General features: G+C 62.3%; 16 protein-coding genes. 4 read left to right on the forward strand and 12 right to left on the reverse strand.

Annotated elements, in window-relative coordinates:
* Positions 1-4 precede the first annotated feature (4 nt).
* On the forward strand, positions 5-1,015 hold the full coding sequence (locus tag Q1A51_RS18060; RefSeq protein ID WP_299604450.1) for a hypothetical protein: 1,011 nt from the start codon (positions 5-7) through the stop codon (positions 1,013-1,015).
* On the opposite strand, the gene glp is transcribed toward Q1A51_RS18060, so the two are convergent.
* From glp to Q1A51_RS18085, 6 genes are read right to left on the reverse strand one after another with little or no spacing between them, the layout of a single operon-like run.
* Positions 1,012-2,256 carry a gephyrin-like molybdotransferase Glp gene (glp, locus tag Q1A51_RS24360; protein ID WP_366870180.1) on the reverse strand — a complete coding sequence of 415 codons (1,245 nt, stop codon included), beginning with the start codon at positions 2,254-2,256 and terminating at the stop codon, positions 1,012-1,014. The genes Q1A51_RS18060 and glp overlap by 4 nt on opposite strands.
* Positions 2,243-3,136, reverse strand: coding sequence for a hypothetical protein (locus Q1A51_RS24365; RefSeq protein ID WP_366870182.1), 894 nt, complete (start codon positions 3,134-3,136; stop codon positions 2,243-2,245). Before Q1A51_RS24365 ends, glp begins: the two co-directional genes overlap by 14 nt.
* The gene (mobB, locus tag Q1A51_RS18070; protein WP_299604452.1) at positions 3,133-3,624 is read right to left on the reverse strand and encodes a molybdopterin-guanine dinucleotide biosynthesis protein B; all 492 of its coding nucleotides are present in this window, start codon (positions 3,622-3,624) and stop codon (positions 3,133-3,135) included. The genes Q1A51_RS24365 and mobB overlap by 4 nt, the downstream gene beginning before the upstream one ends.
* A complete protein-coding gene (gene mobA / locus Q1A51_RS18075; protein WP_299604454.1) occupies positions 3,621-4,223 on the reverse strand; it encodes a molybdenum cofactor guanylyltransferase MobA in 603 nt (200 codons plus the stop codon). Before mobA ends, mobB begins: the two co-directional genes overlap by 4 nt.
* Positions 4,220-4,753, reverse strand: coding sequence for a hypothetical protein (locus Q1A51_RS18080; protein ID WP_299604456.1), 534 nt, complete (start codon positions 4,751-4,753; stop codon positions 4,220-4,222). The genes mobA and Q1A51_RS18080 overlap by 4 nt, the downstream gene beginning before the upstream one ends.
* Positions 4,750-5,637 carry a formate dehydrogenase accessory sulfurtransferase FdhD gene (locus Q1A51_RS18085; protein ID WP_299604458.1) on the reverse strand — a complete coding sequence of 296 codons (888 nt, stop codon included), beginning with the start codon at positions 5,635-5,637 and terminating at the stop codon, positions 4,750-4,752. The genes Q1A51_RS18080 and Q1A51_RS18085 overlap by 4 nt, the downstream gene beginning before the upstream one ends.
* Before the next feature lie 48 nt (positions 5,638-5,685).
* Between Q1A51_RS18085 and Q1A51_RS18090 the strand changes: the two genes are divergently transcribed.
* Positions 5,686-6,396, forward strand: a complete 711-nt coding sequence (locus Q1A51_RS18090) for an AzlC family ABC transporter permease (protein WP_299604460.1) — start codon at positions 5,686-5,688, stop codon at positions 6,394-6,396.
* A complete protein-coding gene (locus Q1A51_RS18095; RefSeq protein ID WP_299604462.1) occupies positions 6,393-6,713 on the forward strand; it encodes an AzlD domain-containing protein in 321 nt (106 codons plus the stop codon). The genes Q1A51_RS18090 and Q1A51_RS18095 overlap by 4 nt, the downstream gene beginning before the upstream one ends.
* Positions 6,714-6,764: 51 nt before the next feature.
* On the opposite strand, the gene Q1A51_RS18100 is transcribed toward Q1A51_RS18095, so the two are convergent.
* The 5 genes from Q1A51_RS18100 to Q1A51_RS18120 all read right to left on the reverse strand — a co-directional run bounded on the left by Q1A51_RS18100 (position 6,765) and on the right by Q1A51_RS18120 (position 10,849).
* Positions 6,765-7,370: a hypothetical protein gene (locus Q1A51_RS18100; protein WP_299604465.1), complete on the reverse strand. Its 606-nt coding sequence runs from the start codon at positions 7,368-7,370 to the stop codon at positions 6,765-6,767.
* A gap of 39 nt (positions 7,371-7,409) precedes the next feature.
* Positions 7,410-7,544 (reverse strand): aa3-type cytochrome c oxidase subunit IV, encoded by a 135-nt coding sequence (locus tag Q1A51_RS18105; protein ID WP_299604468.1) that lies wholly within the window; start codon positions 7,542-7,544, stop codon positions 7,410-7,412.
* Positions 7,545-7,625: 81 nt separating this feature from the next.
* Positions 7,626-8,084 (reverse strand): DUF6173 family protein, encoded by a 459-nt coding sequence (locus tag Q1A51_RS18110; RefSeq protein ID WP_299204890.1) that lies wholly within the window; start codon positions 8,082-8,084, stop codon positions 7,626-7,628.
* Positions 8,085-8,096: 12 nt separating this feature from the next.
* Entirely contained in the window at positions 8,097-9,143 is a 1,047-nt protein-coding gene (locus tag Q1A51_RS18115) for an MBL fold metallo-hydrolase (protein WP_299604470.1), read from the reverse strand.
* Positions 9,143-10,849 (reverse strand): acyl-CoA dehydrogenase, encoded by a 1,707-nt coding sequence (locus tag Q1A51_RS18120; RefSeq protein WP_299604472.1) that lies wholly within the window; start codon positions 10,847-10,849, stop codon positions 9,143-9,145. Before Q1A51_RS18120 ends, Q1A51_RS18115 begins: the two co-directional genes overlap by 1 nt.
* 134 nt (positions 10,850-10,983) lie before the next feature.
* On the opposite strand from Q1A51_RS18120, the gene Q1A51_RS18125 reads away from it, so the two are divergent.
* On the forward strand, positions 10,984-11,919 hold the full coding sequence (locus Q1A51_RS18125; RefSeq protein WP_299604474.1) for an L-threonylcarbamoyladenylate synthase: 936 nt from the start codon (positions 10,984-10,986) through the stop codon (positions 11,917-11,919).
* Here Q1A51_RS18125 and Q1A51_RS18130 read toward each other — a convergent pair.
* Positions 11,916-12,488 (reverse strand): YqgE/AlgH family protein, encoded by a 573-nt coding sequence (locus Q1A51_RS18130; RefSeq protein WP_299604477.1) that lies wholly within the window; start codon positions 12,486-12,488, stop codon positions 11,916-11,918. The two genes, Q1A51_RS18125 and Q1A51_RS18130, sit on opposite strands and share 4 nt — an antisense overlap.
* Between the last annotated feature and the right edge of the window lie 125 nt (positions 12,489-12,613).

A 12,613-nucleotide genomic window follows, 5' to 3' on the forward strand; every position in this document is an offset into this window, starting at 1 on the left:
GGCCATGGCCGAAAAGCCCGAACCACAAACGCGCCCGACACCCCTGGGTATCTATGACAAACCCAATGAAGGGGGTGTCACAGGGATCGAAGTTGCCGCGCTGATCCTGACCGCCATCTGGCTGGTCGGGGCAGCGGCCTATTTCCTGCTGGCTGGTGATGACCCTGCGGGGACAGGCGAAGGTCTGCGGTTTCTGATCACGATGCTCGCCATCTTCATGCCGATCGCGATGATCTGGGTTGCGGCGACGGCGGCCCGGTCCAGCAAGGTGATGCGCGAGGAAAGCCAGCGTTTACAGACCGCCATCGACGCGATCCGGCACGCCTATATCGCCCAGAATCAGGGGCGCAACGTGGCGGATGAGCCGTCCGTGGCCCGCAAACTGGATGAGATTGCCGCCGCCACCCGCAAGACAGAATCGGCGCTTGCAACTTTCCAAAGCCGCCGCGAGCAAGCCCCGGCCCAGCAACCCGCAGCGCAGCCGGAACCCAGCGGTGACCAACCCACCCTTGCGCTCGGCACCAGTGCCGAAGACATAGCTCCGCCGCTTGCGACCGAGGATTTCATCCGCGCCCTGAACTTCCCCGAAACGGCAGAAGACGAAGAAGGCTTTGCCGCACTCCGGAAGGCCATGCGCGACCGGGAGACGTCGAAGCTCGTCCAGGCCGCACAGGACATCCTGACCCTGCTTAGTCAGGACGGTATCTACATGGACGACCTGCGCCCCGACCGTGCTCGGCCCGAAGTGTGGCGCCAGTTTGCCCAAGGTGCGCGCGGACGTGCCGTCGCTCCGTTGGGCGGCGTGCGGGACCGTTCGTCATTGGCGCTGTCTGCTGGCCGCATGAAGCAGGACCCGATCTTCCGCGATGCGGCGCACCACTTCCTGCGCCGCTTTGACCAGACGGTGTCCACTTTTACCGAGACGGCCACGGATGCCGAACTCTCAGCCCTGAGTGACACCCGCACCGCCCGCGCTTTCATGCTGCTGGGCCGCGTGGCGGGAACGTTCGACTAGGTGCCAAACCCCGCCCAGGGGATGAAGCGTACAAGGTCGCCTTGGCGAACCGACATCGCCTCGTCCGGCAACTCGACCAGCCCCTCGGCCCAGCTGAGCCCACTGATCCGTCCAGACCCTTCGGAGGCAAAAACCTCGACCTGACCGCCGCGGATTCGAGCCCGAGAAAACTCACGCCGCCCGGCCTTCTTGGTCTTGGCAAATCCCGCGGGGACCATGAACCCCTGCGGGCTTTTCCAGTCCGCTCCGGCCAACAACGACAGCGCAGGCGCACCAAACACAAGCGTGCAGACCATCGCAGCCACAGGGTTCCCCGGCAGTCCAAAGACGGGTTTGCCCTGCCACATTCCCAGGGCCAAGGGTCGCCCGGGCTTGATCGCCACACGCCACAGCGCCATCGCCCCCGCCTCGTTCAACAAGGCCGACACGTGGTCTGCATCCCCCGCAGAGGCACCGCCACTGGTAAAGATGACATCCGCTTGCTCTGCACCTTGATCAAGACGCGCGCGCAAAGCTGCCCGATCATCAACCACATGGCCCAGATCGACGGGCACATGCCCAAGACGTGCAATCAGTCCGCGCAGCATGGGCCGGTTCGCGTCGTAGATCTGACCCGGCCCAGCATCATCGTCCGGTTGGACCAATTCATCCCCGGTGGACAGGATACCGACACGCAACGAGCGACGAACACGCACCTCAGCCACACCCACGGCAGAGAGCAAGGCAAGGTCCGCAGGCGTCAATCTACGCCCTGCTTGGGCGATCACATCACCCGCTTCGACATCTTCGCCCGCCTTGCGGGTGTTGGCCCCCTGCTTGATGGGTCCGGTGAAGTGGATGGCATCATCCTCGACTGTCACATCCTCTTGCAGAATGACGGTGTCAACGCCGGGCGGAAGCGCGGCGCCCGTGAGGATTCGAATGGCTGTCCCCGCGGGGACACTTGCGTCGGGGGTCGCACCGGCTGGCATATGTTGGGCGACAAGCGGGATATGGTGGTCCCCCTCCCCGCGTCCGTTAAGGAACCCGTAACCATCTACGGCCGTGTTTGGCAGCGGGGGATGGGCACGCGGCGCGGTGATGTCGGTGGCAAGGATGCGATCAAGAGCGTCTGCAACAGGTAAAACCTCTTCCCCCACAACACAGGACAAGCGGGTCCGCAGGTCGGCCAAAGCCTCGTCCACCGGTGTCCAGTGGACACCGGGCGGCAGAGCGAAACAGTCGTTCTTAAGCGGCGGCATCTGTGTCCTCGGCATATGAAACGAGTTCTGCATTGTGGCCCGCACCGAGGATCCACGCCTCTTCGCGCGCGACATCCGGCAGGTCGGTCATCCAAGTCTGCAATGTGGCCGCTGGCAAGCGCGATAGGGCCGCCGCCAGCAGGCGCACCTGCACAGCATCGCGGATATCGTCGGTTTGCGTGGCCTTGACGGCGGGTTCGATGAGGCCGGGCCAGATTTCTGCCAACACGACCGACGCATCGTTCCAGTCCTCGAACGGCCAAACCGCGACACCGTTGCGGGCGCGCAGGCGGTTGAGCGTTGGCAAGCCCATGAGGACTTGGCCACCGACCGTGGGCGGGAAAGCCAGTTGGAAACAGCTCGAGGCGGCCTTGGCCGCCAAGTCACAGGTGCGGCGTTCGGGCACGATGTCGTAGGTGATATCGGCCTTGCGGTAGGGAACCGCGGGCCAGTCGCGGTCGTTTGGCTTACCCCAGAAGGGACCGGACCCCTCAAAAAGCGCATTCATCTCTTCGGCGACGGCGTAACGGTTATTGGTGCCGTCGGCTGCATCGGTGATCCGTGCACTGATCCAATCCCAGAGCACGAAAGGATCATCCTGACCTGTGATATGGCGGGCAAAGCCACGCGGGTATCCAAAGGGGAAGTCGAACGACAAAAGCATCCGGTGCCCAGCCGCGGTTTCATCGTCGATGATCTGGTTGATCCGGTTTTCAGCATCTTGTCGGGACCGGCAGTAGATCGGTGTCTCAGCCACGCCATCGCGGGCGATGCCGAGCCAGATGGAGTCTTTGCTGGGCCGCGCAGGCCGCCTTTTGCCTGCCGACCAATCCGCGACGATTATGGTGTCGAACACCGCGCCGGTGTCGCCGACACTCACAATCCAACCTCGGAAAGGATGAAATCAGCAATGGATTTGGTGTCGTTCAGATCGAAGACCGGGCGGTCCATCGTCAGGGCCGTATCGCTGGCAATAGCCCGAACGGTAGGATCGTCGGGGGCGATCAGCGCGTTGCCCGTCTCGGCCCTATGCGCCTCGACCTTGGGATGCGCGTCGCGTTTGTACCCCTCGACCAGTACCAGATCGACTGGGCTGAGCCGGGTCAGAAGTTGATCGAGCGTCGGTTCATCCTGATCCCGTAACTCCTGCATGAGCGCCACACGGTTGCGGGAGGCAAGCAGCACCTCGGACGCGCCAGCGACGCGGTGGCGGTGGCTGTCTTTGCCGGGATGATCCACATCGAAGGTATGGTGCGCATGTTTGACGGTCGACACCGAGTGGCCGCGCCCGGTGATCTCGGTCACCAGTCGTTCCATCAGGCCGGTCTTGCCCGCGTTTTTCCAGCCAACGACGCCGTAAAGTCTCATGCCATATCCTTTGCACGCGCGAGGTCTTCGGGCGTGTTGACGTTGAAGAATGCCGCCTCGTCCGGGAAAAGGGCGGTGCGGCCATCATGCTTGTCGGTCCATAGGACCACCTTGCGCAACCCGTCCTCAAGGGCCGCGCGCAGGTCATCGCGCAGGGCGACGGGCCAGAGCCCGAAGGTGGGGTGCCGCGCCTGCCCCCGCTTGGGATCGGGGGTAGCGGCAAGGGCCAGAGGGTGCTGCATCCCTTCGGTGGCCAGCTGCAGGCGCGGGACGAGATCACAAGGAAAGAACGGTGTGTCGGCGGCGGCGGTCACGATGGTGTCTGCGCCCTGCTCCGCTGCCCAATCGAGACCGGCGAGGACGCCCGCGAGGGGACCTGCGAAGCCTTCGATGCTGTCGGGGACCACCGGCAGGTTCAGGTCTGCAAAACGGGCCGGGTCGCCGTTTACGTTGAGCGCCAGGTCTGCCACTTGGGGGCTGAGCCGGTCGATCACATGGTCAATCAGACGTTTGTCGCCGGCCAGCAGCAGTCCCTTGTCGCCGCCGCCCATGCGCGTGGCCAACCCGCCCGCGAGGATCACACCGAGGGGTGGGGTCATTTGTGCTGTGTCCATAGGTTCGTGATTTGTGTGCTCGTGGCATCGGGGTGATCGCCCAGCGCGGCGCGTGGGATGGCGAACCCGACAAGTCCACACATGATCACCAGTCCCTTGTCGGAGGTTCTGATTTCAGTCACCCCGGCCCAACTGGTTTGCCACTGCTGACACCATGTCTTGAGGGAAAGACCGGATGTATCAAAAACGTAGCTGACCGGAGAACCCGGGCGCATCACGTCGATCTGTGATTGGCGCACCTGCCTGTTGACCCGCCGCGCCCAGACATAGCAGGCCACAACGCACCCTAAGCCAAGACCAATGGGAAGGATGGAAAATGCGATTTCGCCCAGCCTGGCGTAGAACGAGATTGCGAAACCGGTGAGCATACCGATAATCATCGCTATGGCCGACAGCGATACGGAGGCTGCTTTGCTGAGCCGTTGCATGGCAGCAGGGGCTGGCATCATACCGTCGAGCATGTCGCGGGCCGAGGCTTCATCGACCGTGTAGTTCAGGGTAAGAGTATCGGTCACGCGGTCCCCTTGCGCCCTGCGCCCTTTGGTTCATCCTTGACGCTGGCCGGGTCGGTGTCGCGGATCAGGCGTTCTTCTCCGCTCAGGCAGACGAAACGCTGTCCTCGCATCCGTCCGATCAGCGTGAGTCCCACTTCGCGTGCGATCTCAACGCCCCAGGCGGTGAAGCCCGAGCGGGACGCAAGGACGGGGATGCCCATGAGCGCCGTCTTGATTACCATTTCAGAGGTGAGGCGACCGGTGGTGTAGAGGATTTTGTCCGCTGGGTTGCTGCTTGTTTGCAGCATCCAGCCCGCCACCTTGTCCACCGCGTTGTGGCGGCCCACGTCTTCCATGTAGACTAGCGGTTGGTCCTGCTGGCACAGTACCGTGCCGTGGATTGCCCCGGCCTCAAGGTAGAGCGACGGCGTGCGGTTGATGGCAGCGCTGAGGGCGTAAAGCCATGAGGTACGGACCTGCGCCTGTGGCAGCGTGACATCCTCCAGCCCCTCCATCATGTCGCCAAAGACGGTGCCCACCGCGCAGCCGCTGGTGCGCGTCTTTTTCTTCAGCTTGTCTTCGTGGTTCGTGGGGTTCTCAGTGCGGACAACAACCGTCTCCAATTCCTCGTCATAGTCGACGCGCGTCACCGTGTCCGCATCGGTCAGCATCCGCTGGTTCCGCAGAAAGCCAAGCGCCAGATAGTCGGGGTAATCGCCAATGGTCATGGCAGTGACAATTTCCTGCCCGTTCAGATAGATGGTCAGGGGCCGCTCCTCGACCACCGAGATTTCTGTTTCGGCCCCGGTGTGGTCAAACCCGGTTACGGCGCGCGTCAGTCGAGGTGCCGATGGATCGGGCGCAATCAGGTATCCGCTTTGATCGCTGTCACGTGCCAATTGCATCCCCCCTTGGTTGTTCGTAAGTCTTGGCGAATAGTCTAAGGCCCCCTCATGCCCATCACCACCACCAAATCCGCTTTTTGGGCGGGTGTGCGCGACGGCGCACCGTTCATCTTCGTGGCTGGCCCGTTTGCCATGCTGTTCGGCGTGCTCGCGACCGAAGCGGGGCTGAACGTGTTCGAGGTGATGACCTTTTCGCTGGCCGTCATTGCGGGTGCCGCCCAGTTCACCGCGTTGCAGGTGATGGAAAACGATGCGCCGACAGTCGTGGTCATCCTGTCAGCACTGGCCGTGAACCTGCGCGTGGCGATGTATTCGGCGGCGCTGACCCCCTATCTGGGCCGTGCCCCGCTGTGGCAGCGCGTGTTCGCCGCCTATCTGCTGGTCGATCAAAGCTATGCCTTGAGTCACGCAAAGTTCGAGGCGGTCCCGGATCTGACCATACCGCAGCGCATGGCCTACTATTTCGGCACCTGCCTCCTTGTGATGATCGTCTGGTTCGGGATGAGCTACGCCGGTGCCGCTCTCGGAACGCAGCTGCCCGCGGACTTGCCCCTCGATTTCGCCCTGCCGATCGCGTTCTTGTCCATGGTTGCACCCATGGTGCGCACCTTGCCACATCTGATCGCCGCCACGGTGGCTGTGATCGTCGGGCTGCTGGCGGTGTCAGTCCCCTACTCGCTTGGCCTGATCATTGCCGGGGCGGCAGGAATGATGGCGGGCGCGCAGGCCGAGCTTTGGCTGAAAGGGCGCTCACCATGATAGACACTGCGACCTTATGGACCGTGATCATCTGCCTTGGCGTGGGCAGCTTCCTGTTGCGCTTCACCTTTCTGGGTTTTGTCGGAGACCGCCCCCTGCCTGCCTGGCTACTGCGCCACTTACGCTATACGGCCGTCGCGATCCTGCCTGCCTTGGTTGCACCGCTGGTCGTCTACTCCGGTGAAGGCGGCAGCACGGACATCACGCGCGTCGGGGCTGCCATTGCAACGCTCGCGGTGGGGATGTGGACGCGGAACGTGTTTGCCGCCATCGGCGCGGGGGCCGCAACGCTGTTTCTGTTGATCTATGTGCTCTGACGGGACGGCGGGCGGGGCGACTTTGACACAGTCAAAGAGCGTCCGGCCCCGTCACTCGGCAATGACAAGGTTTTCGACGCCGTCGACAATCGTGCCTTCGTCGTCTTCGTAATACTTCTCTTCCATCACGCCGACGCGCGCGGCCATCTGTTCCATCAGGTTGGTCGGAAAGAAGGTGGTGCGGATGTCTTGGAAACCCGGCACCTGGCGTAGCAGCGCCGTGTTGGCATTGGTGCAGAACGCACGAGCCACCGCACCATTCTGACGGGCCAGCCGCAACGCAATCTCGGCCTGTTCGGGGGTCACTTCCACGGTCTGACTGACAACGTGATAGGTGCTGCGCGCGTGTGCGCTTTTGTATCCCGCCAGAACGGCAGGCGACACGCCATAGAGCACGTCCTGCTGCTCCGGCACACGGTCGTTCACGAAGGACCCTGCCGGGTCAAAGATCACGCGCTGGCTGCCGTTGATCATCAGGGCCGAATGCCCACCAGACCCGTCGCGATTGCTGACCATGGTCAGCACCGTAATGGTGGCCGGACCCGGTTCGCGATAGGCGACGGACGCCACACGTTCATTTGACGCGTAAGACACAGTGGGAGGCGGCGCGCATCCGGCAAGCGTGACACACACTGCGAGGGATGCAATCAAACGCATACCCGTACTCCCCAATCAATCGTCAAGATGCAAAAGGCTTTATGAAATGAAGATCGCCATACCGATAAGAAGGACGAGGATCACGATCACCGACCATGTGACCCAAGACATGAACCCGTCAAAGGTTTTTTCCTGGACCTCAATGTCCATCTCGCCCGCTTTGTGATCTGCCATATCCGGTTCCCTTGTCCAAATAGCTGCGCTGCGCTTTAGCGCATCCGCGGTGTCGTGTCACTGCGTCTTTGCGGCACGGTTCTATTCCTCTTCGAGGTCCTGGGCCAACCGAAAACCGATCCGGTTCGGTTCCGCCTGTTCTACTGCCTTCGGCAACGCGCGCAGCATGACATTCAACTGGCTGACGTGCTGGATCAACTGCGTTTTCGACCCTGTCGGATCCGAACCATAAAACGTGACCACGTCAGGCGGGAAATATCCCATCCCCTCGATTCGCAGCACACCGGCATCGCCACCGGTGAACCCCATGGCCACCTCGTGTTCGTTATCCAGGTTTTCCTCGAAATTCTTGAGGTACATGATGATGCGCTCATAGGCCCATTGGGCCGGGCTTTTGTTCTCGGTCGGGGTTTTACTTACGCCCTTGGGCACCGGCTGATCCGCGGCATTGCGCGCGTCGGGGTCACAATGCACCTCATATGCACGCGGCAAGGCATCGGCTTCCACCGCTTCGGCTGCCGTTTTGATCTCGTCATTCATGACCTGCTCCTGTCACTCGGCGCGCTGGTAGACCCACGCGCCATCCTCCCGTCGGGTGCGGCTCGCCCGCCCTTCTTGGTAAAGGTGCGACAGATGCGCGACAGCTTCAACCAGTGCGAGGCCATATTCGCCTTCGCCAATCTTGCGCTTGAAGAGCGGTGCAAAACACTCGGAGGCTGCCTTAGGGGTGTCAATATACTCAATCAGCCGCTTGAGTGCGCCATGGTGGTTGTCGATCAGTTGCCGCATCCGTGTGGGCAAACCGGTGAACGGCAACTTATGTCCGCCCAGCACAAGGTGGTCATCGCGCGCCAGCAGTTTGAGCCGTTCGCAGGCTTCCAGCCAATCACCAATAGGGTCGGCCATGGGTTCCGTCGCATAGACACCGATATTGGGGCTGATGGACGGTAGTATCTGATCTCCGGAGAGGACGAGGTTGTCGTCTCGGCTCCAGAACGTGGCGTGTTCAGGGGCGTGGCCATTGCCAATGTGGATGTCCCATGTTCGTCCACCCATGGTGATCGTGTCACCCTGCTTGATCCGCGTGTAGCCCAGCGGCATGGGTGCCACGATGTCCCCGAAGTTGAAGGGGCGTTCATCGGCGCGCTGATCGTAGATCGCCTTGTCCATGCCTGCGCTGCGGTAGAAGTCCAGTGTCTCTTGCGTCGGAGTTTCCTGCACATCCAGCGTCAGCATACGTGCAAACAGCCACGCGGTGCGTGTCGTGATGAGTTCCGCCCCGAAATCGGATTGCAGCCATCCCGCCAACCCGACGTGGTCGGGGTGATGGTGGGTGACGATCGCGCGCGCAATTGGTTTTCCGCCCAACGGGCCTTCCATCAGCGATTGCCAGATGGCTTTCGTTTTCTTGGATGCAAAGCCCGTGTCGATCACGGTCCAGCTGTCGCCATCGTCCAGCGCGTAGACGTTCACGTGATCCAACTTCATCGGCAGAGGCAACCGCATCCAGAGGACACCGGGGGCCACTTCGATGGTAGCCCCGTGCTCTGGCGCTTCCGCCCACGGATATCTCAGTCCAGCGGGCGGTGTGTCTTTCATCAGGCGGCGAACTCTTCTGGTGTCAGTGCATAGACGTCGTAGTCGCCTGCCTGTGCCTGTGCAAGCAGGCTGTCATGTTCGGGCAGCAGCCGCTGGATGTAGAAGCGTGCCACTTTTTCATGCGCGCCGCCCTGATCATTGAGAGCGGATTGCAGGTGGATATGGCCACCCAGCACGCGGGCAAAGGCGCGCAGGTACGGCACAGCCCCCGCAAACCGGACGCGGTGGTTCTGCGCGATCATCCATTCCGTCGTCTCGCGGAGCGTCTCGCTTGCCTGCCAGACCGCTTCCGCCATCTTCGGGAAGGTGGCGCGGGCAGCTTCGGCAGCCGTTTCGATTTCGTCGAAAATGCGGGCCGCGGCCTCGCCCCCGTCCATCATCTTGCGCGCCACAAGATCCATGGCCTGGATGCCGTTGGTCCCTTCGTAGATGGTGGTGACACGTACATCGCGGGCGTATTGGGCTGCCCCCGTTTCCTCGACAAAGCCCATGCCGCCGTGGACTTGGATGCCCATGCCCGCCACTTCGTTGCCGATGTCCGTGCCAAAGGCTTTGGCAATTGGCGTTAGCAAAGCCGCGCGGGATTTCCAGGTTTCGTCATCGGTGGCCGTGGTCATGTCGATCGCCTTGGCACACAGCAGTGCGATGCCGCGCGCTGCGTATGTTTCGGCGCGCATGGTCATCAGCATCCGGCGCACGTCCGCATGGTCAATGATGGTGCCGGTGTCGCCTTCGGTTTTGCCCTGCTTGCGGTCCAGCGCGTAGCTGAGTGCGTGCTGGTACGCCCCTTCGGCAGCGCCCACGCCCTGCCCCCCGACGCCAAGTCGCGCGTTGTTCATCATGGTGAACATGGCCGCCATGCCACCGCCCTCGGGGCCGACCATCCAGCCCTTGGCATTGTCGTATTGCATGACACAGGTGGGCGAGCCGTGCAGGCCCATCTTGTGTTCAAGGCTCACGACCTTGAGCGTGTTGGCAACGCCCGGGTTACCGTTTTCGTCCGGGATATTGCGCGGGACGAGGAACAGGGAAATCCCCTTGGTCCCGGCAGGCGCGCCCGGCAGACGCGCGAGCACAAGGTGGCAGACATTTTCGGTAAAGTCGTTGTCGCCCCAGGAGATGTAGATTTTCTGGCCCGAGATGCTGTAGGTACCGTCGCCGTTGTCCTCGGCCTTGGACGAAAGGGCACCAACATCCGATCCGGCCTGTGGCTCGGTAAGGTTCATGGTGCCCGTCCACTCGCCCGAGATCAGCTTGGGCAGATACAGCGTCTTGATCTCGTCCGAGGCGTGGTGTTCCAGCGCTTCGATCTGACCCTGCGTCATCAGGGGTGCCAGTTGCAGCGACAGGCAGGCCGCCGACATCATCTCGTTCACCGCAGTGGTCACCGTCATCGGCAGGCCCATGCCGCCATATTCAGGATCCGCCGCGATACCGACCCAGCCGCCTTCGGCGATGGCCTTGTACCCATCGGCATAGCCGGGCGAGGTCCTGACGACACCGTTTTCCAGCTTTGCTGGGTGCAAGTCACCGGCACGTTGTAGAGGGGCGATAATGTCTTCGCAGAGCTTGCCCGCTTCGGTGAGGATCGCGGTTGTGACATCGGACGTCGCATCTGCAAAACGGTCGGTGGCGGCGACCTGATCCAGTCCAACGATATGATCGAAGAGGAAGGTATAGTCGTCCACGGGGGCGCGATATGGCATGTGTCAGCTCCGGTATCAAAGTCTTGGCAAGCGCAGCAACCGCGCTTAAAGGGGCATGTTTGAAATCATAGATGCGTTTCTGATGGGCGTACCGCAACTCAAACGCGGCGTCACGAGAAAGCGGACAAGGTCGGATGACACAAAGCGAGACAGCCCTGTTGCCCGCGGATGCGAGCGGGATCGCCGAGGCCGCGCGGCTCTTGGCGGCGGGCGGGTTGGTGTCATTTCCAACCGAAACGGTCTATGGTCTGGGCGCGGACGCCCGGAACAGCCACGCGGTGGCGCGCATCTTTGACGCAAAGGGACGTCCGCGCTTCAATCCGCTGATCGTGCATGTGCCGGATCTGAATATGGCGCGTCGATATGCCGACATCACGGGCGTGCTGGCCGACCTTGCCCAAAGCTTCTGGCCTGGGCCACTGACGCTGGTGGCACCGCTCGTGGATGGGCACGGTCTGTCGCCGCTGGTCACGGCGGGTCTCGACACGCTCGCGCTGCGGGTGCCTGCGCATCCGGCGGCACAGGACGTGCTGCGCGTCTTTGACGGGCCTGTCGCGGCCCCATCCGCCAACCCATCGGGGCGTATCAGCCCGACAACGGCGATGCACGTCATGGAAGGATTGGGCGGTCGGATTGATGCCGTTGTTGATGCCGGTCCTTGCCCGGTGGGGCTTGAGTCGACCATCGTCGGGGGCAACCCCCTCGCCCTGCTGCGGCCCGGCGGGCTGGCGCAGGAAGACATCGAGCGCGTTATCGGCCCCCTTGCACAGGCAGGAAAGGTGATCACAGCGCCGGGTCAGTTGGCATCACATTATGCCCCCGGTGCAACCGTCCGCCTGAATGCCAATGCGGCACATCCGGGCGAGGTGTTATTGGGGTTTGGCCCCATGGCGTCGGACCTGAACCTGTCCTTGTCAGGTGATCTGATCGAAGCGGCTGCAAACCTGTTTGACCACCTGCATGCGCTGGATGCCCTGGGCCGCCCAATCGCTGTGGCTCCTATCCCGGAATGCGGTCTTGGTCGGGCCATCAATGATCGCTTGCGGCGTGCGGCGGCCCCACGGCCCTAGGCCCGACCCGCCTCACCCGACAATCCCAAGGGATCGATGCCCAGCGCATTCAGCGCCTTCATCCATTTCGATGTATTGCCGGTGCCGAAAACCACTTGTGGTGTAGCCGGGACTGTCAACCAGCCATTGCGGGCGATCTCGTCCTCCAGCTGGCCCGGTCCCCATCCGGCATAGCCCAGCATGACCAACGCCCGTTCCGGCCCATCACCAATGGCAATATCTTCAAGCACGTCTTGCGTGGCCGTCATGCCAAAGGCGGTGCCGACCTTGAGTGTCTGAAGGCGCGATGTGTAGTCAGGGCCATGCAGGACAAACCCGCGCGAGGTTTCAACAGGCCCCCCAAAATGCACCGGCTTGCGTCGTTCAGGCGACGTGCAGGCAATCTCGATCTGGTCCAGCAACTCGCCCAGCATCATGTCCGTGGCAGGCTTGTTCACGATCAGTCCCATGGCGCCTTCGTCCGAATGCGCGCAGACAAACACAACCGAGCGGTCAAAGCGCGGGTCGCCCATGCCCGGCATTGCGACCAGGAGTTGCCCTGTCAGATCCAGTTTGGAGGCGACTGTCATTGCCTGTTCCGTTGTTTCTGGTGGCAGAATGCCGCCGGTCCGCGCGCGGAGCAACCGAAAGACGTGCCACAGGCAAGCCACCGCGCACTGGATCGTTACAGGAAGTTGACCGGGACGTGACTTGG

It is taken from the genome of uncultured Tateyamaria sp. (genome assembly GCF_947496075.1).
GTDB lineage: Bacteria > Pseudomonadota > Alphaproteobacteria > Rhodobacterales > Rhodobacteraceae > Tateyamaria.

Coding starts and splice junctions, on each gene's coding strand:
- mobA (WP_299604454.1), bottom strand. CDS start 4,223: ATGACCCCACCCCTCGGTGTGATCCTCGCGGGCGGGTTGGCCACGCGC.
- Q1A51_RS18085 (WP_299604458.1), bottom strand. CDS start 5,637: ATGCAATTGGCACGTGACAGCGATCAAAGCGGATACCTGATTGCGCCC.
- mobB (WP_299604452.1), bottom strand. CDS start 3,624: ATGAGACTTTACGGCGTCGTTGGCTGGAAAAACGCGGGCAAGACCGGC.
- Q1A51_RS18095 (WP_299604462.1), top strand. CDS start 6,393: ATGATAGACACTGCGACCTTATGGACCGTGATCATCTGCCTTGGCGTG.
- Q1A51_RS18060 (WP_299604450.1), top strand. CDS start 5: ATGGCCGAAAAGCCCGAACCACAAACGCGCCCGACACCCCTGGGTATC.
- Q1A51_RS18105 (WP_299604468.1), bottom strand. CDS start 7,544: ATGGCAGATCACAAAGCGGGCGAGATGGACATTGAGGTCCAGGAAAAA.
- glp (WP_366870180.1), bottom strand. CDS start 2,256: ATGCCGCCGCTTAAGAACGACTGTTTCGCTCTGCCGCCCGGTGTCCAC.
- Q1A51_RS18090 (WP_299604460.1), top strand. CDS start 5,686: ATGCCCATCACCACCACCAAATCCGCTTTTTGGGCGGGTGTGCGCGAC.
- Q1A51_RS18110 (WP_299204890.1), bottom strand. CDS start 8,084: ATGAATGACGAGATCAAAACGGCAGCCGAAGCGGTGGAAGCCGATGCC.
- Q1A51_RS18100 (WP_299604465.1), bottom strand. CDS start 7,370: ATGCGTTTGATTGCATCCCTCGCAGTGTGTGTCACGCTTGCCGGATGC.
- Q1A51_RS18130 (WP_299604477.1), bottom strand. CDS start 12,488: ATGACAGTCGCCTCCAAACTGGATCTGACAGGGCAACTCCTGGTCGCA.
- Q1A51_RS18120 (WP_299604472.1), bottom strand. CDS start 10,849: ATGCCATATCGCGCCCCCGTGGACGACTATACCTTCCTCTTCGATCAT.
- Q1A51_RS18125 (WP_299604474.1), top strand. CDS start 10,984: ATGACACAAAGCGAGACAGCCCTGTTGCCCGCGGATGCGAGCGGGATC.
- Q1A51_RS18115 (WP_299604470.1), bottom strand. CDS start 9,143: ATGAAAGACACACCGCCCGCTGGACTGAGATATCCGTGGGCGGAAGCG.